A 26,468-nucleotide genomic window follows, 5' to 3' on the forward strand; every position below is an offset into this window, starting at 1 on the left:
CGAAGAAGGATTGTTCCAGAACGCGAACCCCCTCTGGCCTGCCGGCCATCTCCCCCACAAGGGGGGAGAAGACCCGGGGCGCCGTCCTGCCCCGATCGAAGTGCGGGAGGTGGGCGATCAAGCCCCTCCCCTTTGTGGGGAGGGGTTGGGGAGGGGTCTTTACTCTTAAATTAATACTATTCCTCATAGCTGTGCCCCGCCTTCAAGCCCTCGCGGACGCGGTGGGCGATTTCGAGGAACTCCGGCGTCTCGCGAATGTCGAGCGGGCGCTCCTTCGGCAGCGTCGAGTGAATGATGTCGGTGACGCGGCCGGGCCGCGGGCTCATGACGACGATCTTGGTCGAGAGATAGACGGCTTCAGGGATCGAGTGGGTGACGAAACAGATGGTCTTGTTGGTCGCCGCCCAGAGCTTCAGCAGTTGTTCATTGAGGTGATCGCGGACGATTTCGTCCAGCGCCCCGAAGGGCTCGTCCATCAGCAGGAGGTCGGCGTCGAAGGCGAGCGCGCGGGCGATCGAGGCGCGTTGCTGCATGCCGCCGGAGAGCTGCCAGGGGAACTTCTTGCCGAAGCCGGTCAGGTTGACGAGCTTCAGCGTCTCCTCGATGCGTCGCTGCTGTTCTTGCTTGCCGTATCCCATGATCTCGAGCGGCAGGGCGATGTTCTTCTCAATCGTCCGCCAGGGATAGAGGGCGGCCGCCTGGAAGACGTAGCCGTAGGAGCGGTCCTTGCGGGCGTTCTCCGGCGTCATGCCGTTGACGGTGATTGCGCCGGAGGTGTGCTTTTCGAGGTCGGCGATCACCCTCAGAAAGGTCGTCTTGCCGCAGCCGGACGGGCCGATGAAGGAGACGAAATCGCCCTTCTCGACCTCGAGATCGACGTTCGACAGGGCATGGACGGGGCCGTCATTGGTCTGGAAGACCAGACTGAGGTCCTTGGCGGAGACGACGGAGGAGGGTGCATTCATTCGTTGGAACCAATCGGCTTTCTTGCAAAGGCATCAGGCCTCTTGCATTCTGTCAATGAGGCGCCGCGAAGCCGCGGCGGAAGGAAAACGGCGGTCCCGCCGCCAGGGAGAAGAGGTCGTGACCATGGAGGCATCATCGAAACTCACCTGCCGCATCGTCAAGCCCGGCAACACCTATGACGGTAAGCAGGGGCTCAGCTATTTCGAGGGGATCTCGGCGGAGACGGTCGGCTCGAAGGGCATCTGCATGCATCTTCTCACCATGCCGCCCGGCGCGCGTGCCAAGGCGCACCTGCACGAAAGCCACGAAACCGCGATCTATTGCCTCTCCGGCCAGGCGCATACCTGGTACGGCGACCGGCTGGAAAATCACGTTATCCTGCACGCGGGCGAGATGATGTACATCCCGGCCGGCGTGCCGCATCTGCCGGCGAACCTTTCCAGCACGCCATGCACGGCAATCATCGCCCGTACCGATCCCAACGAGCAGGAAAGCGTCATTCTCCTGCCGGAGCTGGATGCGCTGGTGGGGGTCTGAGGATGCCCTTCTCCCCGGCGGGGAGAAGGTGGCGCGTAGCGCGGGATGAGGGGGGGCGGAGCGAGTGGGCTGTTCTGTCGCGTTCGTTTTTGCGCTGACGTCGGTGGGCGGGGTACCCCCCTCTGTCCTGCCGGACATCTCCCCCACAAGGGGGGAGATCGGACCCATTGCACCTTTTGCCCGACGGTCAATGTCAATGCGCTCATGCGCGTATTCTTGTGTGCCTGTGGAATTCGCGGTGACGTGCGCAGGCAGATCGAGTCTGCCTCTTGTACCAGTACCGTTTCCAACGTCTGTCGCAGGGCAAGCGGCCAGCCGCTCCCGATCTCCCCCCTTGAGGGGGAGATGCCCGGCAGGGCAGAGGGGGGTGGATCGCACCGGGAACGCCATCCTTCGCCTTACACCCCCGTCGCCGGAATGCCGGTGCGCTCGACCTTGCGGGGGGCGACCAGCTCCTTCCAGGTGGAGAGCGCCTTGTTGACCGCCTGGAACGGCTCGCGCCGGACGAATTCGCCATGGCCCTCGCGCGTCTTGACCGTCGATTCCTCGATCGCGACCATGCCGCGGGTGAGCGTGAAGCGCGGCAGACCGGTCACCTGCTTGCCCTCGAAGACGTTGTAGTCGATCGCCGACTGCTGGGTACCGGCCGAGATCGTCTTCGAGCGCTTCGGATCCCAGACCACGATATCGGCGTCGGCGCCGACGAGGATCGCGCCCTTCTTCGGATACATGTTGAGGATCTTGGCGATGCTGGTCGAGGTGACGGCAACGAACTCGTTCATGGTAAGGCGGCCGGTCGCAACACCGTAGGTCCAGAGCATCGGCATGCGGTCTTCGAGCCCGCCGGTGCCGTTCGGGATCTTGGTAAAGTCGCCGACGCCGAAGCGTTTTTGGTCGGTGGTGAAGGCGCAGTGGTCGGTGGCGACGCAGGAGAGCGAGCCCGACTGCAGGCCGGCCCAGAGACTGTCCTGATGCTGCTTGTTGCGGAAGGGCGGGCTCATGACGCGGCGTGCGGCATGGTCCCAGTCCTTGTTGAAGTACTCGCTCTCGTCGAGCGTCAGATGCTGGATCAGCGGTTCGCCATAGACGCGCATTCCCTTCTGGCGGGCGCGGCGGATTGCTTCATGGGCCTGTTCGCAGGAGGTGTGCACGACGTAGAGCGGAACGCCCGCCATGTCGGCCAGCATGATCGCACGGTTGGTCGCCTCGCCCTCGACCTCGGCAGGTCTCGAATAGGCGTGCGCCTCCGGTCCGTTGTTGCCCTCCGCCAGGAGCTTGGCGCACATGGCGGCCACCACGTCGCCGTTTTCCGCGTGGACGAGCGGCAGCGCGCCGAGTTCGGCGCAGCGCGAGAAGGAGGCGAACATCTCGTCGTCGTTCACCATCAGGGCGCCCTTGTAGGCCATGAAGTGCTTGAAGGTGTTGATGCCCTTGTCCTTGACGACGGTTTCCATCTCGTCGAACACGCGCTTGTTCCAGCCGGTGATCGCCATGTGGAAGGAGTAGTCGGCGTTGGCGCGGCTTGTCTTATTATGCCACATCTGCAGCGCGTCGAGGAGCGACTGGTCGGGGGCCGGCAGACAGAAATCGACGACCATGGTCGTGCCGCCGGCAAGGCCCGCGCGCGTGCCGCTCTCGAAATCGTCGGAGGAATAGGTGCCCATGAACGGCATTTCGAGGTGGACGTGCGGATCGATGCCGCCCGGCATGACGTAGCAGCCGGAGGCGTCCAGCACCTCGTCGCCGGCAAGGTTCGGGCCGATCTCGACGATCACGCCACCCTCGATCCTGACGTCAGCCTTGTAGGTGAGATCGGCGGTAACGACCGTGCCGCCCTTGATGACTGTGCTCATTTTTGTTTCCCTCTGTCGTTTTCGTTGCCGGGGCGTCGGACCGCCCGTCCGCTTTCAGTTCGGGCAGAATTTTACGTCCTTTGTCAGGTCCCTGTTTCTTAGGATCATAGAGATGCGCATGGATTTCGCCGCGCGGCAGGCGGCGGAAAAGTTGATCTTGCGGTCGGTGTATTCGGCGTCAAAGATTGCCTTGCCCTTCTTCGAATAGACGGCCACATCACCACACCAGCCGTCCTGATGGCAGCTTTCCGTGATGGCGAAATCCAGGACGTTCACGAAATGGCCGGTCATGTCCGGCACGTTTTTCTGGCCTATGGCGAGGCCGAGGCCATGGGCGATCTTCGCCAATGCCAGCACATAGGATTTGGTGTGCGCTTTGGTGATGGGAAACCCTGAATCGGCGTAGTGGACGTCCATATTGTCCGGCTCGATCGCCTGGAATCCCTTGGCCTTGCAGACCTCGAAGCGCTTCTTCATCAGCGGCAGGAGGATGTCGCGCTGGCGGATGTCCAGAAACTTCTCGTCGGGCCAGTCGCCATAGACCTTGCCGATGACCTTCGCCGGAAATGCCTTCCGATCCGGGGCGGTTTTCTCCAGCGTGCCGACACTGACGTAGCAGATCGTCTTGACGCCGCGCGCCCTGAGCCGGTCGATGGCTTTCTGCGTCACGAGTCCCGGGTGGAGGTCGTACACATTCACCTTGCGGGTCAGATCAAGCGGCGCGGTCAACTGCCAGTCCCAAGGCTCTCCGGCCGAAAAACGGGTTCTGGCTTCGGCCAGGGAACCGTGTGCAGCCATAAGCAGGCAGAGGACGAGCAGGCGCGTCAACGGCATGGTGCTACCTCACTCGGCCGGTCGCTTCTCCTTCCGGAAAAGCCGGTCCCCCACAGCTCGCAGATAGTCGAGAACGAGTTTCTTCGTTGCGAGCGGGACGGTTGTTTCTCCGGGCCAGCCAATCTCCGCAAGTATGGGACGAAAGCCGTCACCCCACAATCTCCGCGGTTTCCAGCACTGCGTGGAAGAGCACGTCGGCGCCGGCGGCGGCCCATTCCCTGGAGATGTCCTCGGCCTCGTTGTGGCTGAGGCCGCCGACGCAGGGGCACATGACCATGGTTGCGGGGGCGACCTTGGCCGCCCAGCAGGCATCATGGCCGGCGCCGGAGATGATGTTCATGTGGCTGTAGCCGAGCCGCTCCGCGGCCTTGCGGACACGCTCCACCAGCACCGGGTCGAAGGTGACGGGATCGAAATGCCCGACCGCCTCGACCGAGCAGCCGACGCCCAGTCCTTCGCAGATCACGGCCGCCTCCTTCTCGATCCGCGCGCGCATGGCGTTGAGCTTGGCGAGGTCGGGGGTGCGGATGTCGACGGTGAAGACGACCTTGCCCGGCAGCACATTGCGGGAATTGGGAGAGAAGAAGACCTGCCCGACGCCGCCGACGGCGCCCGGCTGGTTTTCCATGGCGACCGTCTGCACCATTTCCATGATGCGGGACATGGCAAGCCCGGCATTGACGCGCATCGCCATCGGCGTCGATCCGGTATGGGCTTCGCGGCCGGTGAGCGTGAATTCCAGCCACCAGAGACCCTGACAGTGGGTGACGACACCGATCTGCTTGTCCTCGGCTTCGAGGATCGGCCCCTGCTCGATGTGATACTCGAAATAGGCGTGCATCTTGCGCGCCCCGACCTCCTCGTCGCCCTGCCAGCCGATGCGCTTCAGCTCCTCGCCGTAGGTCTTGCCCTCGGGGTCCTTGCGGTCATAGGCGTAGTCCAGGGTGTGGACGCCGGCGAAGACGCCGGAGGCGAGCATGGCCGGCGCAAAGCGCGCGCCTTCCTCGTTGGCCCAGTTGGTGACGACGATCGGATGCTTGGTCTTGATGCCCAAGTCGTTCATCGAGCGGACGACTTCGAGAGCGGAGAGCACGCCGAGCACGCCGTCGAACTTGCCGCCGGTCGGCTGTGTGTCAAGATGCGAACCGACATAGACGGGAAGCGCATCCGGATCGGTGCCGGGGCGGGTCATGAACATGGTGCCCATCTTGTCGACACCCATGGTGAGCCCGGCGTCGTCGCACCACTTCTTGAAGAGATGGCGGCCTTCGCCGTCAGCGTCCGTCAGCGTCTGGCGATTGTTGCCGCCGGCAACGCCGGGGCCGATCTTCGCCATTTCCATGAGTGAATCCCACAGGCGATCGCCGTTAATGCGCAGATTCTCGCCGGGTGCAGCCGTCATTGCAAAGTCCTCACCAGTTTTTCGACAGGGCCATGCAAGGCGCATGCCCTCTTTCTTGTTCCCGTGGTCCCCGGCGGCCTCTTCGTGCCTTGTCCGGTGTCACATGCCGGTTGCCTTTGTCAGACAACTGGCAGATAATTTGACCGATTGGTAAACATTACTACTTCCGTCGCCGCACTCAAGCCGGAAAAAACAAAAAAAGACACCACAATTTGGTGGGCAATTGCCAAAACGATGTGCGGCGGAAAAAGGCAGAAAAAGCGACGGCCGACAGGCGACAGGAGGGACGGCATGGCGATACCGAGGGCAGCACAGACCCAGCGCCGGACGCGCATCCAGGAGGAGAAGGAGGAGATCATCCTCGAAGCTGCTCTCGACGTGTTTTCGCGCCGGGGGTTCCGCGGTGCGACCATCGACCAGATCGCCGAGGTCGCCGGCATGTCGAAGCCGAACCTGCTCTACTATTTCCGCACCAAGGAGGCGATGCACCGCACGCTGATCGACCGGGTGCTCGACACCTGGCTCGAACCACTTCGCGCCTTCGACGCAGACGGGGACCCGGAGGAGGAGGTGCGCTCTTATATCCGGCGGAAGCTCGAAATGGCGCGCGATTTTCCGCGCGAGAGCCGTCTCTTCGCCAACGAGATACTGCAGGGCGCCCCGAACATCGAGGACGTGCTCAAGGGCTCGCTGAAGGCGCTGGTCGACGAGAAGGTCGAGGTCATCCGCTCCTGGATAAGGGCCGGCAAGGTCTACGACTGCGATCCCTATCACCTGATTTTCTCGATCTGGTCGACGACCCAGCACTATGCCGACTTCGACGTCCAGGTCCGGGCCGTTCTCGGCGAAGGTCGTCCCTGCGACGACCGCCTCGAGGATGCGGCTCGCTTCCTCGAAGCCTTTTTCACGCGCGGGTTGATTCCTGCAGCGAGCCGCTGATCAGTCCGGTAGCCGCGCCATCAGGAGGAGACCGCCCGCCGTCACCAGCGCCCCGGCAAAGACGGGCGCGGAGGCCCAGCCGTGGCCGATCAGGCCTTCCAGAATGATGATGAAGGTCGGCGTCAGGTAACCGTAGCCGAGCACCTTCGGCGCGGGCAGGCGCATCGAGGCGAACTGCAGCAGGAAGAAGGTGATGCCGGTGGTGACGACCGCGAGATAGATCGCGGCAAACCAGACAAAGCCGGGCAGGGCGGCGTAATCGATACTGAGGAGCTGCGGCGTCGCCGGGATCAGAATGAAGAAGAGCGTGCAGACGGTCGCCCAGAAGACGAAGACGATCGCCGGTTCGCCGCGATTGAAGCGGCGGAGCAGCGGCACATAAGCGGCGTGGCAGAGCACGCCGACGAAATAGATGAGTTCGCCGCGACCGACGTCGAAGGCGAGGAGTGCCGCGAGGTCGCCGCGAAAGATCACCCAGATGGCGCCGACGGCGGCAAGCAGGAGACTGAGCAGCACGTCGGGCCGGGTGCGCTGACGCATGAGCATCCAGGCAAAGACGGCGCTCGCGAGCGGCATCAGCGTGAACACCGCGCCGGTCGCCACTGGCGCGGTGAATTGCAGCGCGATGAACATGGTGACCATGTAGACGGCCATCAGCAGGCCGAGGACGAGGAAGCGCGCCGGCTCGGAGGGGGCGCGGAACCGGTGGCGGAATACGCCGAAACACAAGACGCTGATGACGGCGACCGTTGCCGCATAGCGAACCGCCTGCAGCGCGATTGGCGGCATGGAACGGGTGGCAAGACCGCCGATCGAGAAGGACGAGGCGATCAGCATGGCAAAGAGCAGCATGGCGAGATGGGCCAGCAGCTTCTGCCGTCCCGTGGCATGGACATTGTGCCTATTTGCGGACGTTCGCTCGTTCGTCATGATTGTTCCTTGCCCACTGCGACCGATGTCGCGGCACTGCCGTAGCATGGTGCGACGGTGGCCGGAAGAACCGATTTCGGGGCGAGGCTCGTCCTGGCGGCTGGCGAACGCCGGTCAGCGCATGCGCAGGATCATCGCGCCGGCGGCGATGACGAGTGCGGCTATAATCCGCGTGCCGCCGACCCGTTCCTTGAGCACGAGACCCGAAATTGCCGCGCCGAACAGGATCGACGTCTCCCGGAGTGCTGCGACGACCGCAACGGGCGCGAGCGTCATCGCCCAGAGCGCGATGCCGTAGGAGGATACCGTTCCGACACCGCCGATCAGGCCGAGATGCCAGTTGCCGGCGGTGTAGCGCCGGAAGACCTCGCGGCGGGTGAGGAGAGCCCAGAGCACCAGCGGCGGGCCGGTGAGGAGCGAAAGCCAGAGCGTGTAGGCGGCCGGCGATCCGGAGAGCCGGACGCCGACACCGTCCACCAGTGTGTAGCCGGCGATGACGACGGCGTTCATGAGGGCGAGCAGGACGCCCGTCCTGCTGTCGCGTCCGGGAATTCCGCCCATCATGCTGAGGATGCCGGCGCAGATGACGGCGATGCCGATCCAGCCGTTTGCCGAAAGGGGCTCACCGATCCAGGCAACGCTCGCGAGGGCCACCAGCAGGGGTGCCGTTCCACGCATCAGCGGATAGGTCTGGCTCATGTCGGCAGCGTGATAGGCACGGGCGACCAGCACGAAATACCCGACCTGCAGGACGGTCGACGTGGCGATGAAGGGCCAGCTCGCCGGTGCGGGCTGAGGGAGGAAGGGGAGGACCACGGCGGCGATCAGCGAGGCGGAGGCTGCGACGAGCACCGTCGTCAAAAGCTTGTCTCCGGCGCCCTTGACGAGCGCGTTCCACGTCGCGTGCAGCGCGGCTGCGAAGAGAACGATCGCGAAGACGGAAAGGGCCAAGGGCTATGCCGATCGGTTGTTTTCTGCCGCCACGCAAGCCCGTTCCTTCGCAAAGCGCAGGAAGGTCGCCCCGTCCATCGGACGGGCGAGGGCATAGCCCTGCAGGGATTGGCAACCGAGGTCGCGGAGGATCGCCGCGTGCTCCATCGTTTCCACACCTTCGGCGACGATCTCGATGCCGAGCGAGCGGCCGATTTCGACGATCGAGCTGATCAGGCGGCGCTGTGCCGGCGCCTCGATGATCGGATAGACCAGCTGGCGATCGATCTTCAAGCGACGCGGAGAAATCTTCAGCAGCGACAGGATCGAAGCATAGCCGGTCCCGAAATCGTCGATCTCGATGTCGATGCCGTGGCGCCTTATCCGCTCGATGCTTTCGACGACCGCCGAACCCTTGTCATCGAAGGAGATCGACTCGAGGAGCTCGAAGGACAGGCTTCCGGGCAGAAGCTCCAGCCGGTCGAGGTGCTGGAACAGGCTTTCGTCGAAGAGACGCTGCGCCGAGATGTTGACCGACACCTTGCGGATGTCGAGATCGTTGGCACGCCAGCGTGCGAGCTGGAACAGCGCCTGATCGAGGATCGTCGCGTCGATCTGCGAGACCACATTGAGGTTCTCGGCGACCTTCAGGAATGTATCGGGTCCGAGGATGCCGTGCTCGGGGTGATCCCAGCGGGCGAGCGCCTCCACGCCGGTGATCTCCAGTGTATGGGCGCAGAATTGGGGCTGGAAGTAAGAGACGAAGCCGTTCTGTTCGAGCGAACGGAGGATGGCGTCCGCGGTCTTCTTGGTATGGATGGTCAGCGACTTCAGGTCGTCGTTGTAGCGTTCGACGCGATTGCGGCCATGCCGCTTCGCCTCGTAGAGGGCGATGTCGGCGTTGACGAGCAACTGTTCGATCTGCATGCCAGAGTCGGCACGCGACGCGAGCCCGATGCTGGCTCCGATGCGGCATTCGTGTCCGGCATAGGTGAGGGGTAGATTGATCGCATCGATGAGCCGCTTGGCGAGATCGAGGTGTTCCTGCTCGTTGAACACACCTGCGCAGACGACGACGAACTCGTCCCCGCCGATGCGGGCGACAAAATCGTCCGCGCGGATGCTTGCGCGCAACCGAAGTGCCGCTTGCCGCAGGATGTGGTCGCCAGCGGCATGTCCGAGCGTGTCGTTGATATCCTTGAAGCGGTCGAGATCGATGTGAAGCAGCGTGAAGTGTTCCGCTTCTCCCGCCTTCTCACTCAGCTTGGCGAGATACTGATCGAGATAACGCCTGTTCGGCAGGCTGGTCAGCGCATCGTGGAGCGAGTTGTGCTCCATATGCTGGCGGGCAAGCTCGAGCTCGCGGTTCTGCAACTCCGCGCGTGCCTTTGCTTCGCGCAGCTCCTGTTGCAGGGTGATGTCTGCCGTCACGTTCCAGTTGACCCCCACCATCTTGCGGTGAAGGAAGGAGTCACGATACGTGGTGCCGAGTGCGCGGATATGGCGAACCTGACCCGACGGCGTGATGATGCGGAACTCGGTCGCGTAGTCCGTGCCTTCGGCGATGCAGCCACGAAAGACCCTCTCGGCCTCTTCCAGATCGTCGGGATGGAGCGCATTCCTCCACGTTTCGTAGGTGCTGCCGAAGGCGGATATTTCGACGCCGTAGAGTTGTGCCATGCGACCGTCCCAGTTGAGTGCGCCGGTCGTCAGGTCGAGCTCCCATACCCCGATCTTGGAGGCTTCGAGCGCGATGTCGAGCCGGTGCGAGAGCGCGTGGAGCTCTTCCTGGTGGCGGGACAGCACGGCAATGTTCCTTTGCCGTTCCGCCAAAAGGCGCGCGACCCAGAGAACGGGTGCCAGGATCATGACGCCCACCGCCAGCATCAGCAGACGCGAGAGCCACATGCCCTCCTGAGGCTGGTCCCAGCCGCCTTTCGGGATCGCGGCGATCTTCCAGCTTTCATGGCCGAAATTGATGAGCATGCTGACCGGCGTTTTCGCGAATATCGCGGAGTCGCCGTAGAACGTCTCGATCAGCCGCCCGCCTTCGGTCGTTGCAATGGCCACGTCGATGTTCGTGGGCTTGCCGAATAGGCCGCTGTCGGCGAACAGCTTCTCGACGTCCACGACCCCCGAGACGATGCCCCACAGCACGGGAGAGGAGCCCTCCCTCTCGATCTTGACCGGATAACGCACCACGAGCCCGCGTCCACCCTGGACGAGATTGATCGGTCCGGTGACGACGAAGTTGCCGGTGTCCGCGGCCTTCAGGGCACCGTCGCGCTGGGCAGGGTTGGTGCGGTAATCGAGGCCGATGACCGCCTTGTTGGCTTCGTAAGGGTAGACGTAGGCGACCTTCAGGTCGGGCGCGCCAACCACATTACGCAGTTGCGACTTGGCACTCAGGATTCTCTCAGAAAGGGCCGAGAACCGCGCCTCGTCGATTGTCGGTTGCGTCTCGAGCGCCGCGACGAAACCCTTGAGCAGCTGGATGTTGCCGCTCATGTTGCCTTCGAGCTTCGCCCTGACGAGACCGAGATTTTCCGTCACTTCGGCCCGGAGGTTGTCCAATCCGATACGCTGGCGCTGCTTTTCCGCATAAATCATCGACACCGCGAGCCCGGCAACGACGATGATCGCCGGCAAATAATATGGAAGAACCGAACGCAAGTATTTCCAGTTCGGACGTGTATCGTCGATGGGGTTCATATTCGAAACGGATCAAGAAACGGATTGAATGGCGACAAAAGCTGAGCAGTTCTCCCCTTGCAGTCCGCAGAATAAAGGAAACCCTTGAAGAATTTCTGAATCGAGTTGTGTACGCCCGGACGCCTTACCTTGGGTGGATGGCGCGAACGGGCGCCCGACGGGCCGCCGCAACGAGCGCCTATTTCTGTTCCAGGATCCGACGCAGCCGTTTTCGTGCCTCCTCTACCGATATGCTTTCGTCGTTGAAAAAGTCTGCGAGCACGCTGATCCAGCCTTCCGACATCTGTGATGGCATGGCCATGGACTGGGCGCTGACGACCTTGTTCTGTTCGGAGATCATCCGGAGTCCGAGCTTGCCGCAGCGATCCAGACCTTCCGGATTCACGTCCATGCGCACCGGAAGCGAGCCCTTCAGCTTGCTGAACTCCAACTGGTTGAGGGGATCGAGCACCATCTTTGCGAAGGCGTACTGTGCCGCGGCGGTCTCCTCCCGATTGGTCAGGGGGAAGGCGAAAGCGTCGATGACCATGAAATAGGCGATGGATGTACCGGGCGCCAGCTTGCAATCGAAGTCGGCCTCGGCATCGTACCCGCGTGCGTACAATTCTCCCTTCGCCCAGTCTCCCATGAACTGCATGCCGGCCTCGCCGCTGCCGACCATGTCGGAGGCATCGGCCCACGTCTTGCTCTTGCGAGTCTCTTCGGGCTCGACATGCTGCGAGATGCGGCGAAGCATCTGTAAGGCTTCCGTCATCCCGGGCTCGTCCATGACCGCGGCATCGGCTCGCAGGGCCCTTGCATATCCCTCCGCACCCAGCGCGTAATACACGAGATTGTTGAAGATCAGGGAGATTTCCCAGGATCCGCCACCAATCGCGATCGGAAGTATGCCCTGCGCCTTCAGCTTGTCGGCCGCCTCGAACACGTCGCCCCAGGTCTCGGGCGCGGCGATGCCGGCTTTGGCGAAAGCCTTGCGGCTGGTCCACAGCCAGTTTTCCGCATGAATGTTGGTCGGTGCGAAGTAGACATGCTTCTTGTAGGAAATTCGCTCAAGCACGGATTTGGGAAGGACCTCGCGCCAGTTCTCTTCTTCAGCAACCTTGTCGATCGAGAGCGCGATGCCCATTTCCGGCAGTTCCCGCGAGCCTTCGTTCGCATTCCACTGCATGACAGCGGGGGGATAACTCGACGCGATGCGTTCGGCCACGACGCGTTGCACGGCGACCTTGTTTTCAGCAGGAAGGTCGATCCACTCGTGGCCGTCCTTACGCCACGCCGTGCGAAATACGTCGAGTGCCTTGCTCTCGCTCTGCGATATCCAGAAATGCACGACGTCGATCGTCATCGGGTCGGCCTTGGCGGTTTGCGCCGGCCACGCGGCTCCGGCGAGGAGGGCTAGGGAAAGGGTGGCCTTTCGCACCGTGTTACGTAGTTCTGTCATGTATCTTTCAGTTCCCTCGTGTGTTGTTTTTGCCTGGATGGCCGCGCTTTCAGCGCCGGGCTTCTCGCCGCAGCGGAACACGCGTAATGAACGTTTCGAGATAGGAAGTCGCCTCGTTGACGGGCATCGGTTTGGCGAACAGATAGCCCTGTGCGACGGAGCACCCATGTGCTGCCAGGAAGGTACGCTGAACTTCGGTCTCCACGCCTTCGGCGACGCAGTTCTTGCCGAGGCTACGGGAAAGATCGAGCATGGAACGGGTGATCTGTTCCGAACGCGGGTCGTGACCGATGCCGGAGACAAAACTGCGGTCTATCTTCATCTCGTCGAACGGGAAGTCGCGCAGATGCAGGAGCGAGGCAAAGCCCGTGCCGAAGTCGTCGAGCGAGACCGATGCGCCGTGCTCGCGGAAGCGATCGGCGGACCTGTAGATCCGGTCCGAACCCTGGTCGAAGAAGACGTTCTCGGTGACTTCGACGGTAAGGTCGCTCCAGCAGATGCCGTTAGCCTGGATGGCGTCGGCAAACATCTGAAACCCGTCGTCGCAGACGAGCAGCGATTCCGGCAGGTTGATCGAGACCGGTCCCGGTGCGATCCGTGCGTCCTTCCACTTGCGGATGTCCTTGCAGGTGGCGTCGATCACTGCCCTCGTCATCTGGCGCATGACGCCGGCCCCCTCCACGAGAGGCAGGAATTGTATCGGAGGCAGCAAACCGCGCTGGGGGTGTTGCCATCGAACGACCGCCTCGAAGCCGAGCGGCGTCCCGGACACGAGATCCACTTTCGGCTGGTAGTGCACCACGAACTCGCCGCGCTCCGGCGCTGTCACGAGTTCAAGCATGAGCTGATTCTGCTTCATCCTCTCCGCCCAGGATGCCTCGTCGAAGATGACGGCCTTGCCGCGCAGGCCCTTCGATGCGTAAAGGGCAATGTCGGCGATGCGGATCAGATCCTGCTTGCTCGCCGCATGCACCGGGGCAATCGCCCCGCCGATGCTGGCTGAGACGTGCACCAAATGCCCGTCGACCGAGACGTCGGCACGAATTCCTTCAAGGATTCTCGCCGCGATGCCCTGAAGGACGACGGGGTCGGTGATGCCGTGTACCAGGATGGCAAATTCGTCGCCGCCGAGGCGCGCAGCGACGTCCTGCGCGCGGACCGCTCCCCTTATGGCCTTCGCGACGTGGCAGAGAACGGCATCGCCGGCCGGGTGCCCATAGCTGTCGTTGATGTCCTTGAAGCGGTCGAGATCAAGCAGCAGCAGGGAGAAGCCGCCGCCGTTTGCCGGCAGGAGGGCAAGCGTTTCTTCCAGCTCCTCGTGGAAAGCCGCGCGATTGTTCAATCCGGTCAGTGCATCCGTATGTGCCTGATGCGCGAGTTGCGCTTCGTATTCCTTCGATTGCCCGTGCTCCTGCTTCAGTTTCTTCAGCAGCGGCTTGAAGAGGAAGAAGCTCGCGAAAAGGAGGGTGGCTTCGAGGAGCAGCGCCAGAAGCGTATAGAGCGTGGCCGCATTGTTGATGCTGATGTCGCTCCGATCGTGCACTCTCGAAATCAGATCACCGAACTGCTGCATGAGTGCACCGTCCGACGACGTTGCGAAATCGATCGGTCCCCAGAAGCTGTAGCGCAGCCTGCGCTCTTTGCTCGACGTGCCTGTCACCCGTTCGGCACGCGACAGAAAGTCCTCGAGGCGCTCGTTGAGTTCCTCGCGGAGCCTCTCGTACTCCGTGTCCCGCGGCCTCAGCCGTTCGAGAGCGTTGTCGCCGAGAGCCTGATTGAGCTGCCGAAGCTCCCCGCCGAGCGCCCTGATATGGGCGATGTTGCGCCGGATCTCCTTGATCATCGGCTGCAAGAGGCTGTCCGGCAGATCCCGGTCGCCGGATGCCCGCATCAACGCCCGCGTCTGATTGGCGAGCTGCTGAAAGCTGATGAACTGGCTGCTCGTCGCGAAGCTGACGCTTTGCTGCAGCGCATGGCGATCGAGAGCGACCTTGACGGTGACATAGCCCGCGCCGATGAGGAGCGTCATGACGATGGCCGCATTCATGTAAAGTCGTGCGATCGAACTGATATAGCGTTCAACCGAGAGCGACGGTGCCCTGGTCATTCCAAAAGAATTCCTCTTCCCGCGCCTGAGACGATCAGGAGCCCTGGATAAAATCCGACGTTTTCTAACAGAATAAAAAGTTCAATTATTTCGTATTTTCTAAAGTCATGTAATTCGCCAATTCTACGGGCGATCTACTTAAGACATACTAAAAGCTGACGAGAACTCGAACAGTGGGCGCTTTGCCCGGCCGCATGCGCTTTGCGGCGGATATGGGGAGACGCGCGGCGGCACTCCTTCGCGCCCGATGTCACGACGCGAAAAAAGAGGGCCGCGGTTCGCGCGGCCCTGCAAGACGATCAGATTTCCGAGGGACGGGAAGCGTTGACGATTATTCCGCCGCCTGCACCGCCATCGGGTTGTTCGGATGGGTCGTCCAGTTCGCGTAGTTCGGATCGACCGGCTTGCCGGTGCGCTGGTCGATCGTGCCGGGCTCGAGGCCGACCATGGTGATGCAGTTCTCGACCGGACAGACGTTGACGCAGAGATTGCAGCCGACGCATTCCTCTTCCTTGACTTCGAAGTGGCGAACGCCGTCGACCATGTTCGTGATCGCTTGGTGCGAGGTGTCCTCGCAGGCGATGTGACAGCGGCCGCACTTGATGCAGGCGTCCTGATCGATATGCGCCTTGGCGATATAGTTGAGGTTCAGGTATTTCCAGTCGGTGACGTTCGGCACCGCACGACCGCAGATGTCGTCGAGGGTCCGATGTCCCTTGGCGTCCATCCAGTCGGAGAGCCCGGTGATCATCTCCTGCACGATCTTGAAGCCGTAGGTCATCGCCGCGGTGCAGACCTGCACGTTACCGGCACCGAGCGCCAGGAATTCCGCCGCGTCGCGCCAGGTGGTGACGCCGCCGATGCCGGAGATCGGCAGGCCGTAGGTCTCCGGATCGCGGGCGATTTCGGCCACCATGTTGAGCGCAATCGGCTTCACCGCCGGACCGCAATAGCCGCCGTGCGTCCCCTTGCCGCCGACGGTCGGGTTCGGCGCGAAGCTGTCGAGGTCGACCGACACGATCGAGTTGATGGTGTTGATCAGCGATACGGCGTCGGTACCGCCGGCCTTTGCGGCGCGCGCGGGCTTGCGGATGTCGGTGATGTTCGGTGTCAGCTTGGTGATCACCGGCATGCGGGTGTATTGCTTGCACCAGCGCACCACCATTTCGATATATTCCGGCACCTGGCCGACCGCTGCACCCATGCCGCGCTCGGACATGCCGTGCGGGCAACCGAAATTGAGCTCGATGCCGTCGGCACCGGTCTCTTCCACGAGCGGTAGGATCGCCTTCCACTCCTCCTCGACGCAGGGGACCATGATCGAGGCGATCAGTGCGCGGTCGGGCCAATTCTTCTTGACCATCTTCATCTCCTGCAGGTTCACCTGCAGCGGACGGTCGGTGATGAGTTCGATGTTGTTGAGGCCGAGCAGGCGGCGGTCGGCACCCCAGATTGCGCCGTAGCGCGGGCCGTTGACGTTGACGACCGGAGGGCCTTCCGAGCCCAGCGTCTTCCATACGACGCCACCCCAGCCGGCCTTGAAGGCGCGCTCGACGTTGTAGGCCTTGTCGGTCGGCGGTGCGGAAGCCAGCCAGAACGGATTCGGAGACTTGATGCCGACGAAGTTGTTGCGAAGATCAGCCATGATACCTCTCCCGATCCTTTAAGCGACAGCAGTGACGCCCGCCGCAGCGGCGGCGAGAGACCGGTTGATGCTTTCGGCCGCGTCGCGGCCCATGGCGACGGCGGAAACCGTCAGGTCCTTGCCGCCGGTCGCGCAGTCACCGCCGGCCCAGACGCCCGGAACGGAGGTGCGGCCCTCGCCATCGATGGCGATCTTGCCGCCCTCGAGCTTCAGCCCGTCGAGCCCGAGCGGATCGAGCTTCTGGCCGATCGCCACCAGGACCTGATCGGCCTTGATCTCGGCGGTGTGGCCGGTGCCCTTCATCATGCCGTTTTCGACGTGGGTGTATTCGAAGGTGATGGCGGAGACGTGCCCGTGATGGTGGGCGACTTCCTTCGGCTGCAGCCAGTGGCGGATGGTGACGCCCTTCGACGCGGCGAGATCCTGCTCGAACTCCGAGGCGTTCATGTGCTCCTTGCCGCGGCGGTAGCAGATCGTGACATTTTCGGCGCCGAGCGCCTTGGCCTGCACGCCGGCATCGATCGCAGTCATGCCGCCGCCGATCACGACCACGTCGCGGCCGACGGGGACGTCGGCCTTGTTCGTCGCTTCGCGCAGGTTGGAGATGAACTCGACCGCGTCCGCCACGCCGTTGATGTCGGCGCCCGGAATGCCGAGCATGTTGATGTTGCCGAGACCGGTGCCGAGGAAGACGGCGTCGTACTTCGCCTGGAGATCGGCCAGCGTGAAGTCGCGGCCGAGCATCTCGCCGTTGATGACGTCGATATTGCCGATGGAGAGCACGTAATCGACTTCCGCCTGGGCGAAGTCGTTGGTCGCCTTGTAGGCGGCGATACCGTATTCGTTGAGGCCGCCAGCCTTCTCGCGGTGGTCGTAGATGGTCACGCGGTGGCCGTGCATCGCAAGCCGGTGGGCGCAGGCGAGGCCTGCCGGACCGGCGCCGACGACGGCGACGCTTTTGCCGGTGGTGGCTGCCGGCTTGTAGAACTGGCGGCCCTCATCGATCGCGAGATCGGTGGCGTAGCGCTGCAGGCGTCCGATCTCGACCGGCCGCTCCTCGGCCGTATTGCGCACGCAGGCCTCTTCGCAGAGCGTTTCGGTGGGGCAGACGCGGGCGCACATGCCGCCGAGGATGTTCTGGTCGAAGATCGTCTTCGCCGCGCCGGTCGCATTGCCGGTCGCGATCTGACGGATGAACATCGGGATGTCGATCGAGGTGGGACAGGCCGTCATGCACGGCGCGTCGTGACAGAAATAGCAGCGGTCGGAGGCAACCAGTGCTTCGTGGTCGCCCAGGCGCGGGTGCAGGTCGGAGAAATTCTTCGCATATTCGGCAGCGTCGAGCCGCCCGGCCTTCAGGCCCGGTTCCAGTCTTCGCATCGCAGTTCCCTCTTTTTTATGGCGCGATTGCCATGACGGTAACTCAAGACAAAAAATTTATCAAACGGTAAAAGTTCTTCGTCGACGTATCGTGCAATGCCGGCGATGCAAGGGTTTCAGCCGCCGAGGAGGGCGCGTTCGCGGTCCCGGTAACGGGCAGGGGAGAGGCCCGCATGGCGGGAGAAGAATCGGCTGAAATAGGCCTGGTCCTCGAAACCCAAGCCGTCGGCGACCTGCTGGATGGTGATGCCCGCGAAGACGAGGTCTCGCTTCGCTTCCGAGATGATCCGCTCGGCGATGAGACGGCTCACCGGCTTTCCGGCGATTGCGCGCGCGATGCGGTTGAGGTGGGTGACCGAGACGCCGAGTTCGCGTGCATAGAACGTCACCGGCCGGTGCGCGCGAAAGCCGTCGTTGATGAGGGCGTTCAGTTGCTCGAAGCGCACCTGATCCCGGCCGGCCTCGATTGCTTCGGTCGTTCCGCCCATCCGGAAGACGAGGAGGAGCGCCGAGACGAGCATCGCCTCCAGAAGCGGCGAGGGACTGGCGCCCGCCTGGATGATCTCGCGCTCGATGTGGTTCAGGGTTTCTCCGATGTAGGGAGTATCCGGATGATCCGCCGGCATCTGCGTCAGGCGAGGGTGGGACAGCCATTCCGCGATCCCCTTGTGTGCCGGCAGCCGGGCGGGAAGCCGTTTCGACATCAGGGTGATGACGGCGCCGTCGACGTCGATCGAGAAGCGAAAGCCGTGCTCATGCCGCTCCGGCACAACGATCGCCGTCGGTGCCGTGAAGGGGTACCATTCACCTCCGATCAGTGCCTCGCCCTTGCCGTGGCGGATGTGCAAAATTTGAAAAAGGCATGCGTGGCGGTGCCGTTTGATCTCCCAGCCATGGAGGCGGCTTCGGCTGGCGATTGATTCCGCATGAACCCAAAATTCCGGGATTTCGGCGGTGTCTTCGCCGTAGAGGGCATAGGTCGGAACGTGCGTATTCATTATGGGCCGCCGGCGTGATGTTCGAAACGTCCAAGTATTTGCCGGAATTTTCCATTGTGGGCAAGCGACGCGCGCTTATCATTTGGCAAGAAATCAGGGAGGATTTCCATGCGCACTCAAGTCGTCATCGTCGGCTCCGGTCCGTCCGGGCTGCTGCTCGGCCAATTGCTCGCCAATGCGGGCATAGACAATATCATCCTCGACCGCGTCGACCGCGACTACATTCTCGGACGTATCCGTGCCGGGGTACTGGAGGTCGGCGCCGTCGACCTGCTCGACCGTGCCGGCTGCGGCGATCGGATGCACAAGGAAGGTCTCGTTCACGACGGCTTCGAGCTTTCCTTCGCGGGACGTCGCCACCGCATTCACCTGAAAGGCCTGACCGGTACGTCGGTCATGGTCTACGGCCAGACGGAACTCACCCGCGATCTGATGGACCATCGTGCCGTGACCGGCGGAACGACGATCTACAATGCCGCCAACGTCACGCCACACGATTTCGACGGTGCCTCACCCTATGTCACCTACGAGCAGGACGGGGTCACGCACCGTATCGACTGCGACTACATCGCCGGCTGCGACGGCTTTCACGGGGTCTGCCGCGCATCGGTCGAGGGAAAGGGCCTCCGCACCTTCGAGAAGGTCTATCCCTTCGGCTGGCTCGGCCTTCTCGCGGACGTTCCGCCCGTCCACCACGAACTCATCTACGCCAACCATGCGCGCGGTTTTGCCCTGTGTTCGCAGCGTTCCCATACGCGCAGCCGCTACTATGTGCAGGTGCCGCTGACGGACAAGGTGGAGGACTGGTCGGACGATGCGTTCTGGGACGAAATCCGCCGGCGGCTGCCGCAGGACGTGGCCGAGGCGATGGTGACCGGACCGTCGATCGAAAAGTCGATCGCGCCGCTGCGGTCCTTCGTGGCCGAGCCCCTGCGGTTCGGGCGGCTCTTTCTCGTCGGCGACGCCGGCCACATCGTGCCGCCGACCGGCGCCAAGGGCCTCAACCTCGCCGCCTCCGACGTTCACTACCTTTTCGAGGGGCTTCGGGAATATTACGCCGACAGGAACGCCGCCGGGCTCGACGCCTATTCCGGCCGGGCACTGTCGCGCATCTGGAAGGCGGAGCGCTTCTCCTGGTCGATGACCATGCTGCTCCATCGCTTTCCCGAGGACGGCGACTTCGGAAGCCGGGTGCAGGAGGCGGAGCTCGACTACCTCTCCTCCTCGCAAGCCGCACAGACTGCGATGGCGGAGAACTATATCGGCCTTCCCTACTGAGGTTGAGGGCAGGGCGAGGAACGGCGGCGGGGCAAAACCCCGCCGCCTTCATTTCGAAAACAAAGATGAGAATAAGGCTCAAGTTTATTCTTTACTGCGAAACTCAAGTTTTGTATGTTGCTTGTCGCAGCGGCTGAATTCCGGTCGCTGCCGGGGTAAACGCAACCGACAGAAGGTCGAGCATGGCGAAGAAGAACAGGAAGAGCAGCTCTCGAAACACCTCCGAGACGGCCGCCGTGCCGGAAGCCGGCGGCCGGTCCGCAGGCGAGGTGCGCAGCTTTCTCTATGTCGGTGGGCGCGATTGCCAGGTCGCCCATCTTCGCCAGATCGCCAGCAGCTACGGCGCGGAACTTATCCACCATGACGGCGGTTTGCGGGAGGCTGTGTCGCGCATCGATACGGTGCTCCCCTCGGTCGACTGCGTGTTCTGCCCGATCGACTGTATCAGCCATGACGCATGTCTGAGGGTGAAGACCGGCTGCAAGAAGTTCGGCAAGACATTCATTCCTCTGCGCAATGGCTCGAAGTCCAGCCTGGAGCGAGCGCTCCAGACGATGAGCGAAAGGAATGATGTCTCATGAACCATGATGGTTTCGATCCCGCTCTGCTGATCGGTCTCCAGAAACGCGCCGGACGACATGGCGACGGCCTCGCCACGGAACCCGGCGAGCGGCTGGCCGAGCAGGCCGAAAGGAACGAGGCGGGTGCCGAGGTGGTCGCCATTCCGGGGCTGCACCAGCGGCCGGTCACCCGCCTGCCGCACGGCGCCTATAGCGGCGGCGAAAACGGACGCGGCGCGGCAAACGTCATCCCGTTTCCGCTGCCGCGCTGGAAGCGCAACGAGAAGCGGCGGCGGAACTGATCCGTCGTCGCGGACGACGGCGGTGGCGTAAGCCTATTCCGCCCGCGTACGGAAGAACGCACCGAACCCGGCAATGAGCCAACCGAGCATCATCAGGATGCCGCCTGTCGGGGCGGCCATCGGAAAGAGGCTGGCACCGGCGAACTGTTTCATCGAGAGATCTCCGGCAAAGAGCAGCGTGCCGATGGCGAGCACCAGCCCGGCGGCGGTCGCCGTGCGGATCTGCCGGTAGCCCGCATAGAGCGCGAGCAGCGCCGGGGCATGGGCGAGGCACATCATCGAGGCAGGACGCAGCAGGCCCTCCGAATCGAGATGGGTGGCGGCAGCGGCGAGCCCGACGCCGGCGGCGCCGATCAATCCCGCGAGCAGCAGGAGGAGGGGGCGAATGCGGTTCATCCGGATCGCTATTCCTTGTTCTGCATGTGATGGGCGAGCCGTTCGACCGGATCCCAGATGATGTTCCGCAGCATTTCACTCTCGATGGTCTCGTCGAGAGCCTGCCGGAAGCAGAGGAGCCATTCGTCGCGCTCGACCGGGCCGATTTCTGCAAACATGTGCCGCCGGCGCAGCATCGGATGGCCGCGCTTCTCCATGTAAATGGGCGGGCCACCGAGATAGCCGGTCAGATATTCGTAGAACTTCTCTTCGCTGCCGCTCAGATCCTTCGGGTGGACGGCGCGGCAGTGGGCCGCTTCCGGCAGCGTGTCCATGAGATGGTAGAAATGCCGGACCAGCGCGCGGACAGTGGTGTCGCCGCCGATCGCTTCGTAGAGCGTGATTACGTCTTCAGTCACCGATAGAACCTCAAGGAGCCGCCATGCTCTACATGGCGGGTTTGAAGCGGTAGCGCAACCGTGCGGGCGGCCATGCGGCGATCGGGCACATGTCCGGCGCGCAGGGTAAACGTCGTCGATCGCCTGCCTTCGTCTGCGGATGCCCGGCGGCACGGAGACGAGGGCGGTGGCAGGCGATCGACGCCGACCCCGGGGTGGCGCCGGGTCGGAGTATCCGGCGTGGCCGGATCAGTTGTCGCATTTGGCCTGGCGCACGTGCTCCATCAGCCGCTCGGTGTCGGCGGTAAAGAGGGGGCCGTTTTCCTCGTCGTCGACGCCCTCGAGATGGTGCGAGTTGAGGCTGACGACGAGGTTGTCATCGACGCCGCCGTCGACCTTGAAGCTGGCAAACCAGGCGCCGCCGCTGTTGCCGCTGCGCATCGGATTGCCCTTCATGGTGACGATGCCGCCGGAGATCGACGACCACTGGCCGTCAACCTTGTAGAGATAGCGCCCCTGGTCGTAGTTGTTCGGATAGCCGACGGCGGTGATCGCATCGTCCTCGGGCTCGCCGGTGCGAAGGGCGAGCGGCGGGCGCCCGTCGTCGACATCTGTCAGGATGAAGGCGTAGTCGTAGGCGAAGTTCTCCGACGGCGTGTGATAGGACGTGAAGAGCGACATGCATTTCCAGCCGACGTCCTGCGTGGAGACGCCGTTCGTGTAGCCACGCTGGAAGAGGAAGTCGCTGTTCCAGTCGTGGGCGTCGTCGGTGTCGTAGACGCAATGCGCCGCGGTCAGCACCACCTTGAAATCCTCGGTGAACTGCGCCGTGCAGGCGTAGAGATTGCCGTCGGCCTTGCGGAAGATGAGCCGCCCCGTACTCCAGTAGGGATTGGCGGCATTGGGGTTGTCGACCCGCTCCGGCACGCCCTGCTGCCTGAGGTTTGATTTTCTTTCGATCTCCGGGGCGCCGGGGCTCAGTTCGCGGAAGCGCTCTTTCATTTCCTCGAGCGCTTCCGGGCTCACGGTCCTCTCAGGCAAGGGAACGGCGGTCTCGACGTCCTCCGCGGTGAGCATGTCGGCGCCGGTGTTCTTCAGGTTCTCGATCTTCAGCCCGTTCGCCGCGGCGGCTGGCGCGACGACAAGGAGGGCGGTGGCCGCCAGGCTCGCCCCGGCAAAGCGAATGGATATGCGTTTCATGACCTTGGCCTTTCTCTTCCGGCAAGGCGTTCCGCTCCTCGCAGAGGGAGGAGACGGCGCCTTTGACCTTCGGTGTCGTGGAAAGCGTGACCTCTCGGGTGCCCAGCGGCCGGCCCGGATGGAACCGGCCGCCGGGGCGGGGGCGATCAGAGCAGCAGCGGCGTCCGCAGCTCGATGAGCCCCTGCTCGAGCAGGCCCTTCGACGAGGCTTCGGGGACGAAGACGCCGCGGTCCGGATCGTATTTCAGCGTCATGGAATTGACACCGCCGCCGAACTTGGCGACCGCCGTATGGCCGATGATCTTGGTGATGATCGTCTCGCTGGAGAACTGGCTCTGCAGCCAGATGTAGATGGTGGTGAACGGCGTCATCTGGATCTGCTGGGTGGCGAGCACCGTCTGGGCGGAGATCGGCTTGCGCTCCGCCGGCTTCTTGTTGATGAGCGCCGACTGCGACAGGCCGAAGGTGAGATAGGGGTACTGCGAGTTCGGCATGTCGTTGTTGGCGGCAAAGGTGCCACCGGGGATCGAGGCGTCCTTCTGGAAGGGGTTGAAGACGGCCGCCGAGGTGAACGGATAGTAGCCGGCGTCAAGTGCGGGGCCGGGCGTCACCTCGGAGAGCTTGGTGATGCTCGCCCCCTGGGCGACCGCGGTGGTGGAGGCGAAGACCCAGTAGTCTTCCGTCCATTCGACCGTGGTCGACTGGAACGGGTCGATCGACAGCCAGATGACGTTCGGGTCGCCGCTGCCGACCGGCTTTGCGAGCGTGATGCGCTGTTGGGCGGCCTTGATGTTCTTCAGGTCGTCCGGTGCGATGTTCAGGGTCAAGCTATAGTTGGGCATTTCCCATATCCTTTTTCTCGGGGTGAACGATGCGCTTCGGAAGGCGCCGTCTGCGTCTCGAAAGCGTTCCTATTTGCGCAATCGCCGAAATCCAGTTTGCAACTCGTGATTTTGCTGAGGTTGCGAGCCTTTCCCGGGCGGGAGACGGGTGTTGTCGCCGATATGGCGAAATTGTCTTTGTTTTTCAATTGTGTAGTATCTATGCGAGACGGATGGCAACAAATTCGCCGGTCCTCTCGGCGTCATGATATGTATACTTATAGATGTATTTTCTTGTTGACCTGTACTTAAGGATGTGCTCAAAAGGGAACGTTTATGATACATATCGCCTTCGAGGCCCGGGTGTTTTCGGAGGCTTCGATGCCGGCGGGCGACCTAGAAACGGATGCGCTTTCGACGATGCGGATAGGCTATGCGCGTGTATCGACGTCTGACCAGAACATAGACCTGCAGCTGCAGGCGCTCTCGGAGGCCGGATGCGACCATGTCTTCACCGACCAGGGCCATTCCGGCGCCTCGCGCAACCGCCCGGGCCTGGTGCAGTCCATGCGCCGGCTGAAACCGGGCGACACGCTCGTCATCTGGCGGCTCGACCGGCTGGGGCGGTCGCTCTCGCATCTCATCGAGGTGGTGAGCGAGCTCGGGCGTCGTAACATCGGCCTCTACTCGATCACCGAGGCGATCAACACGGCGTCCGCCGGCGGCATCCTGATCTTCCACATCATGGGGGCGCTTGCGGAATTCGAGCGGACGCTGATCTCGGAGCGGACCAAGGCCGGCATGTCGGCGGCACGCGCCCGCGGCCGACAGATCGGCCGGCCGGTGAAACTTCGGCCCGACAGCGTCGCCGACGCGATGCAGGCGATCGGGGCCGGCGAACTCTCGGCCACCGATGCCGCCCGCGAGCTCGGGGTCAGCCGTGCCACGCTCTACCGGGCGATGGGACGCAAGCGCCGCAAGGGCGAGTGCGGTGCGCTGGACCTGCTGGGCGAGGTGCTCGCCTGACCGGCCGGGCGGCTCGCGATCGTAGGCGAGAGCGCCCGTACGGCTATCCCTTGCCCTCCGTGTGCCTCGCTTCCCTGACGCGAACCGTCTCCGGCCTTTTTGGGGCTTTCTCCCGTTTTTTCCGCCTCGGTCGCCGGCCGGGCCTTGCGCGGATTGCGCGCGTCATGGGACGCTTTGCACGAATTTCGTCAGGGGGAACACATGAGACGCATGATCGCCGCCGTCATCGCAACGGCACTCGCAACGCCGGCCGCCGCTGCGCTTTCCGGATTTTACGACAGCGCCGAGCGGATCAACACGATCCTCGCGAGCCCGGAGGTGGCGAACGCCGTCCGCCAGGCGCCGGTCGGCGCGATCTCCAACACCGGCACGCGCAAGGACGGAGCGAGCGAATGGCAGGTGCGGACGCAGGAATGCGACCTCATCGTCTACCTCGTGCCCATCCTGCCCGAAGGACCGGGCAAGACGACTTATCGGGTCGAGGTTCCGGGGAAATGTGAGTGAGGGGGGAGGGGCGGGAGAGGATTAGTCCCTAAGCGCGGTGACCTTTGCAATTACACGATTGCGAATGATCGCTTCGTCTTCCATGCTCAAAACCGTTGAACACGGCTCCTTTGGTCCGGTCGGCAGGTCAGCTGTTGACGTCGGTCTTTCCATTTGGCGACTATCTTCTGGTCGATCCCGTAACGCTTAGAAGGCGCCCTTAGGTTCTCTTGACTATTCTGTATTGCTCGACGGATCGCCTCATTCGTCGTGGCGCTCCTGTGTAGAGTCTGTCGCGCAGTGCATCCCTCCCTTCATGTGAGAAAATTGCGCCATCAAAATCTGGGATCAAGTGCCTGCAACCACCCCTTTTCCCGACATCTCGACCACTCCAGATTCTTCCTTCTCTAGGCGACATCACCTTGGACGTCCCGGGCCGGTGGCGATCGTCCATTTCGGCTCTTCTTCAACATCGGCTATTTTTCAATGGCAGCGCGGAAGCCTTCGAGCGCACCTGCTCTTCTCAGGAATTCACGGGCTGCAGGAATGTCTGCATCGTCTCCCAGAGCAACGACTCCAAAGCCTACGTCGTCGGTGGGATAACATGCTAGGCCAAGCTTCTCCACAACCAAGAAGCAGTGCCCATGCACGCCGTAAACCAGCAGCCGGCAGATAAGCAGGTTACGGAAGACCACCGGCTGATACTTGCCGATACGAAAAACCTTGAAATTCGTCCAAATCCCTTCGATCGCAGCTTCATACAGCGCTGATCCGTAGTCATGGCCGAATTCGTCATTGTAGCTCAGCCTTCGGATCAGCCCGGCCGACATTGGAGATTTCACGAGAGCCAGATTCCGCTCGTCGTCCAGAACGTCCCCGCTGTGGCCAACTTGATCGGCATTTATGTGCAACGACGATACCATGGCGACGTCATGCAACCATTCGGCAAAGAACTCGCAGAAGAAGTCGGCAACGACTTCCGCCATGCCGGGTTTGTATTTCGCCGCCTTTTCGAAATACCCCACAAAACCCGGAGAGCTGCCATAGCCGTCCAAGTTGACAGAGTTGAGGACGAGACTGAGCATATCATTCATCGTTGCAGCCCGAGACAGGGTGATATTCGATAGCTACCGCGGGATTTCATTGTCCGGAAAGGTCGCCGACGCGCCACAGTCAGAGGCTGTCACCCATGTCCTAGGGACAGACTGTTGCCTATGTCTCTGGGCTAGACAATTGGAAAAAATGGCGCACCCGACAGGATTCGAACCTGTGACCTTTGGAATCGGAATCCAACACTCTATCCAGCTGAGCTACGGGTGCTCCGTCGGCCTGTGCGGCCGAAGCGCTGACG

Annotated in this window: 24 protein-coding genes, 1 tRNA gene and 1 pseudogene; 7 read left to right on the forward strand and 19 right to left on the reverse strand. The window is 62.7% G+C overall.

Annotated features, from left to right (window positions below):
• Nucleotides 1–176 precede the first annotated feature (176 nt).
• On the reverse strand, nucleotides 177–965 hold the full coding sequence (locus DFR48_RS00350; protein WP_114361189.1) for an ABC transporter ATP-binding protein: 789 nt from the start codon (nucleotides 963–965) through the stop codon (nucleotides 177–179).
• A 124-nt stretch (nucleotides 966–1,089) separates the two neighbouring features.
• Between DFR48_RS00350 and DFR48_RS00355 the strand changes: the two genes are divergently transcribed.
• Nucleotides 1,090–1,503, forward strand: coding sequence for a cupin domain-containing protein (locus DFR48_RS00355; protein WP_114361190.1), 414 nt, complete (start codon nucleotides 1,090–1,092; stop codon nucleotides 1,501–1,503).
• 398 nt (nucleotides 1,504–1,901) lie between these two features.
• Here DFR48_RS00355 and hydA read toward each other — a convergent pair whose 3' ends face one another.
• The 3 genes from hydA to DFR48_RS00370 form a co-directional block, all read right to left on the reverse strand.
• Nucleotides 1,902–3,356 (reverse strand): dihydropyrimidinase, encoded by a 1,455-nt coding sequence (gene hydA, locus DFR48_RS00360; RefSeq protein WP_114361191.1) that lies wholly within the window; start codon nucleotides 3,354–3,356, stop codon nucleotides 1,902–1,904.
• Nucleotides 3,357–3,410: 54 nt separating this feature from the next.
• The gene (locus DFR48_RS00365; RefSeq protein WP_210205947.1) at nucleotides 3,411–4,184 is read right to left on the reverse strand and encodes an endo alpha-1,4 polygalactosaminidase; all 774 of its coding nucleotides are present in this window, start codon (nucleotides 4,182–4,184) and stop codon (nucleotides 3,411–3,413) included.
• Between the two features lie 154 nt (nucleotides 4,185–4,338).
• Nucleotides 4,339–5,592, reverse strand: coding sequence for a Zn-dependent hydrolase (locus tag DFR48_RS00370; RefSeq protein ID WP_114361192.1), 1,254 nt, complete (start codon nucleotides 5,590–5,592; stop codon nucleotides 4,339–4,341).
• 291 nt (nucleotides 5,593–5,883) lie between these two features.
• On the opposite strand from DFR48_RS00370, the gene DFR48_RS00375 reads away from it, so the two are divergent.
• Nucleotides 5,884–6,531 carry a TetR family transcriptional regulator C-terminal domain-containing protein gene (locus DFR48_RS00375; protein ID WP_114361193.1) on the forward strand — a complete coding sequence of 216 codons (648 nt, stop codon included), beginning with the start codon at nucleotides 5,884–5,886 and terminating at the stop codon, nucleotides 6,529–6,531.
• Here DFR48_RS00375 and DFR48_RS00380 read toward each other — a convergent pair whose 3' ends face one another.
• From DFR48_RS00380 to DFR48_RS00415, 8 genes are all read right to left on the reverse strand, one after another.
• The gene (locus DFR48_RS00380) at nucleotides 6,532–7,461 is read right to left on the reverse strand and encodes a DMT family transporter (protein WP_245415479.1); all 930 of its coding nucleotides are present in this window, start codon (nucleotides 7,459–7,461) and stop codon (nucleotides 6,532–6,534) included.
• Nucleotides 7,462–7,575: 114 nt separating this feature from the next.
• Nucleotides 7,576–8,412 carry an EamA family transporter gene (locus DFR48_RS00385; protein ID WP_114361194.1) on the reverse strand — a complete coding sequence of 279 codons (837 nt, stop codon included), beginning with the start codon at nucleotides 8,410–8,412 and terminating at the stop codon, nucleotides 7,576–7,578.
• 3 nt (nucleotides 8,413–8,415) lie between these two features.
• Entirely contained in the window at nucleotides 8,416–11,103 is a 2,688-nt protein-coding gene (locus DFR48_RS00390) for a bifunctional diguanylate cyclase/phosphodiesterase (RefSeq protein ID WP_114361195.1), read from the reverse strand.
• Nucleotides 11,104–11,281: 178 nt separating this feature from the next.
• The gene (locus DFR48_RS00395; RefSeq protein WP_114361196.1) at nucleotides 11,282–12,544 is read right to left on the reverse strand and encodes an ABC transporter substrate-binding protein; all 1,263 of its coding nucleotides are present in this window, start codon (nucleotides 12,542–12,544) and stop codon (nucleotides 11,282–11,284) included.
• Between the two features lie 49 nt (nucleotides 12,545–12,593).
• Nucleotides 12,594–14,651, reverse strand: a complete 2,058-nt coding sequence (locus DFR48_RS00400; RefSeq protein ID WP_114361197.1) for a putative bifunctional diguanylate cyclase/phosphodiesterase — start codon at nucleotides 14,649–14,651, stop codon at nucleotides 12,594–12,596.
• Nucleotides 14,652–14,982: 331 nt separating this feature from the next.
• Nucleotides 14,983–16,296, reverse strand: a complete 1,314-nt coding sequence (preA, locus tag DFR48_RS00405; RefSeq protein ID WP_114361198.1) for an NAD-dependent dihydropyrimidine dehydrogenase subunit PreA — start codon at nucleotides 16,294–16,296, stop codon at nucleotides 14,983–14,985.
• Nucleotides 16,297–16,314: 18 nt separating this feature from the next.
• Entirely contained in the window at nucleotides 16,315–17,676 is a 1,362-nt protein-coding gene (locus DFR48_RS00410) for an NAD(P)-dependent oxidoreductase (protein WP_114361199.1), read from the reverse strand.
• 116 nt (nucleotides 17,677–17,792) lie between these two features.
• Complete coding sequence (locus DFR48_RS00415; protein WP_114361200.1) at nucleotides 17,793–18,674, reverse strand: helix-turn-helix domain-containing protein; 882 nt, start codon at nucleotides 18,672–18,674, stop codon at nucleotides 17,793–17,795.
• A gap of 108 nt (nucleotides 18,675–18,782) precedes the next feature.
• On the opposite strand from DFR48_RS00415, the gene pobA reads away from it, so the two are divergent.
• The 3 genes from pobA to DFR48_RS00430 all read left to right on the forward strand — a co-directional run bounded on the left by pobA (nucleotide 18,783) and on the right by DFR48_RS00430 (nucleotide 20,814).
• Nucleotides 18,783–19,952: a 4-hydroxybenzoate 3-monooxygenase gene (pobA, locus tag DFR48_RS00420; RefSeq protein ID WP_114361201.1), complete on the forward strand. Its 1,170-nt coding sequence runs from the start codon at nucleotides 18,783–18,785 to the stop codon at nucleotides 19,950–19,952.
• A 182-nt stretch (nucleotides 19,953–20,134) separates the two neighbouring features.
• The gene (locus tag DFR48_RS00425; RefSeq protein ID WP_114361202.1) at nucleotides 20,135–20,533 is read left to right on the forward strand and encodes a DUF2325 domain-containing protein; all 399 of its coding nucleotides are present in this window, start codon (nucleotides 20,135–20,137) and stop codon (nucleotides 20,531–20,533) included.
• Nucleotides 20,530–20,814 carry a hypothetical protein gene (locus DFR48_RS00430; RefSeq protein WP_114361203.1) on the forward strand — a complete coding sequence of 95 codons (285 nt, stop codon included), beginning with the start codon at nucleotides 20,530–20,532 and terminating at the stop codon, nucleotides 20,812–20,814. Before DFR48_RS00425 ends, DFR48_RS00430 begins: the two co-directional genes overlap by 4 nt.
• A gap of 33 nt (nucleotides 20,815–20,847) precedes the next feature.
• Here the strand turns inward: DFR48_RS00430 and DFR48_RS00435 are convergent, their stop codons facing one another.
• From DFR48_RS00435 to DFR48_RS00450, 4 genes are all read right to left on the reverse strand, one after another.
• Entirely contained in the window at nucleotides 20,848–21,210 is a 363-nt protein-coding gene (locus DFR48_RS00435) for a DUF423 domain-containing protein (protein WP_114361204.1), read from the reverse strand.
• Nucleotides 21,211–21,218: 8 nt separating this feature from the next.
• Complete coding sequence (locus tag DFR48_RS00440) at nucleotides 21,219–21,608, reverse strand: group II truncated hemoglobin (RefSeq protein WP_114361205.1); 390 nt, start codon at nucleotides 21,606–21,608, stop codon at nucleotides 21,219–21,221.
• A 228-nt stretch (nucleotides 21,609–21,836) separates the two neighbouring features.
• On the reverse strand, nucleotides 21,837–22,787 hold the full coding sequence (locus DFR48_RS00445; protein WP_114361206.1) for a trypsin-like serine peptidase: 951 nt from the start codon (nucleotides 22,785–22,787) through the stop codon (nucleotides 21,837–21,839).
• Between the two features lie 146 nt (nucleotides 22,788–22,933).
• Nucleotides 22,934–23,629, reverse strand: coding sequence for a hypothetical protein (locus tag DFR48_RS00450; RefSeq protein WP_205687899.1), 696 nt, complete (start codon nucleotides 23,627–23,629; stop codon nucleotides 22,934–22,936).
• A gap of 315 nt (nucleotides 23,630–23,944) precedes the next feature.
• Between DFR48_RS00450 and DFR48_RS00455 the strand changes: the two genes are divergently transcribed.
• Entirely contained in the window at nucleotides 23,945–24,634 is a 690-nt protein-coding gene (locus DFR48_RS00455; protein WP_425359220.1) for a recombinase family protein, read from the forward strand.
• A 201-nt stretch (nucleotides 24,635–24,835) separates the two neighbouring features.
• Nucleotides 24,836–25,138 carry a hypothetical protein gene (locus DFR48_RS00460; RefSeq protein WP_147273494.1) on the forward strand — a complete coding sequence of 101 codons (303 nt, stop codon included), beginning with the start codon at nucleotides 24,836–24,838 and terminating at the stop codon, nucleotides 25,136–25,138.
• 63 nt (nucleotides 25,139–25,201) lie between these two features.
• On the opposite strand, the pseudogene DFR48_RS00465 reads toward DFR48_RS00460, so the two are convergent.
• From DFR48_RS00465 to DFR48_RS00475, 3 genes and pseudogenes are all read right to left on the reverse strand, one after another.
• A pseudogene (locus DFR48_RS00465) lies at nucleotides 25,202–25,374 on the reverse strand (IS481 family transposase); the annotation flags it as partial.
• A gap of 219 nt (nucleotides 25,375–25,593) precedes the next feature.
• Nucleotides 25,594–26,211 (reverse strand): hypothetical protein, encoded by a 618-nt coding sequence (locus tag DFR48_RS00470; RefSeq protein WP_114361208.1) that lies wholly within the window; start codon nucleotides 26,209–26,211, stop codon nucleotides 25,594–25,596.
• 149 nt (nucleotides 26,212–26,360) lie between these two features.
• A tRNA-Arg gene (locus DFR48_RS00475) sits at nucleotides 26,361–26,437 on the reverse strand.
• Between the last annotated feature and the right edge of the window lie 31 nt (nucleotides 26,438–26,468).

The sequence above is a fragment of the Ciceribacter lividus genome, from assembly GCF_003337715.1.
GTDB classification, from domain to species: Bacteria; Pseudomonadota; Alphaproteobacteria; order Rhizobiales; family Rhizobiaceae; genus Allorhizobium; species Allorhizobium lividum.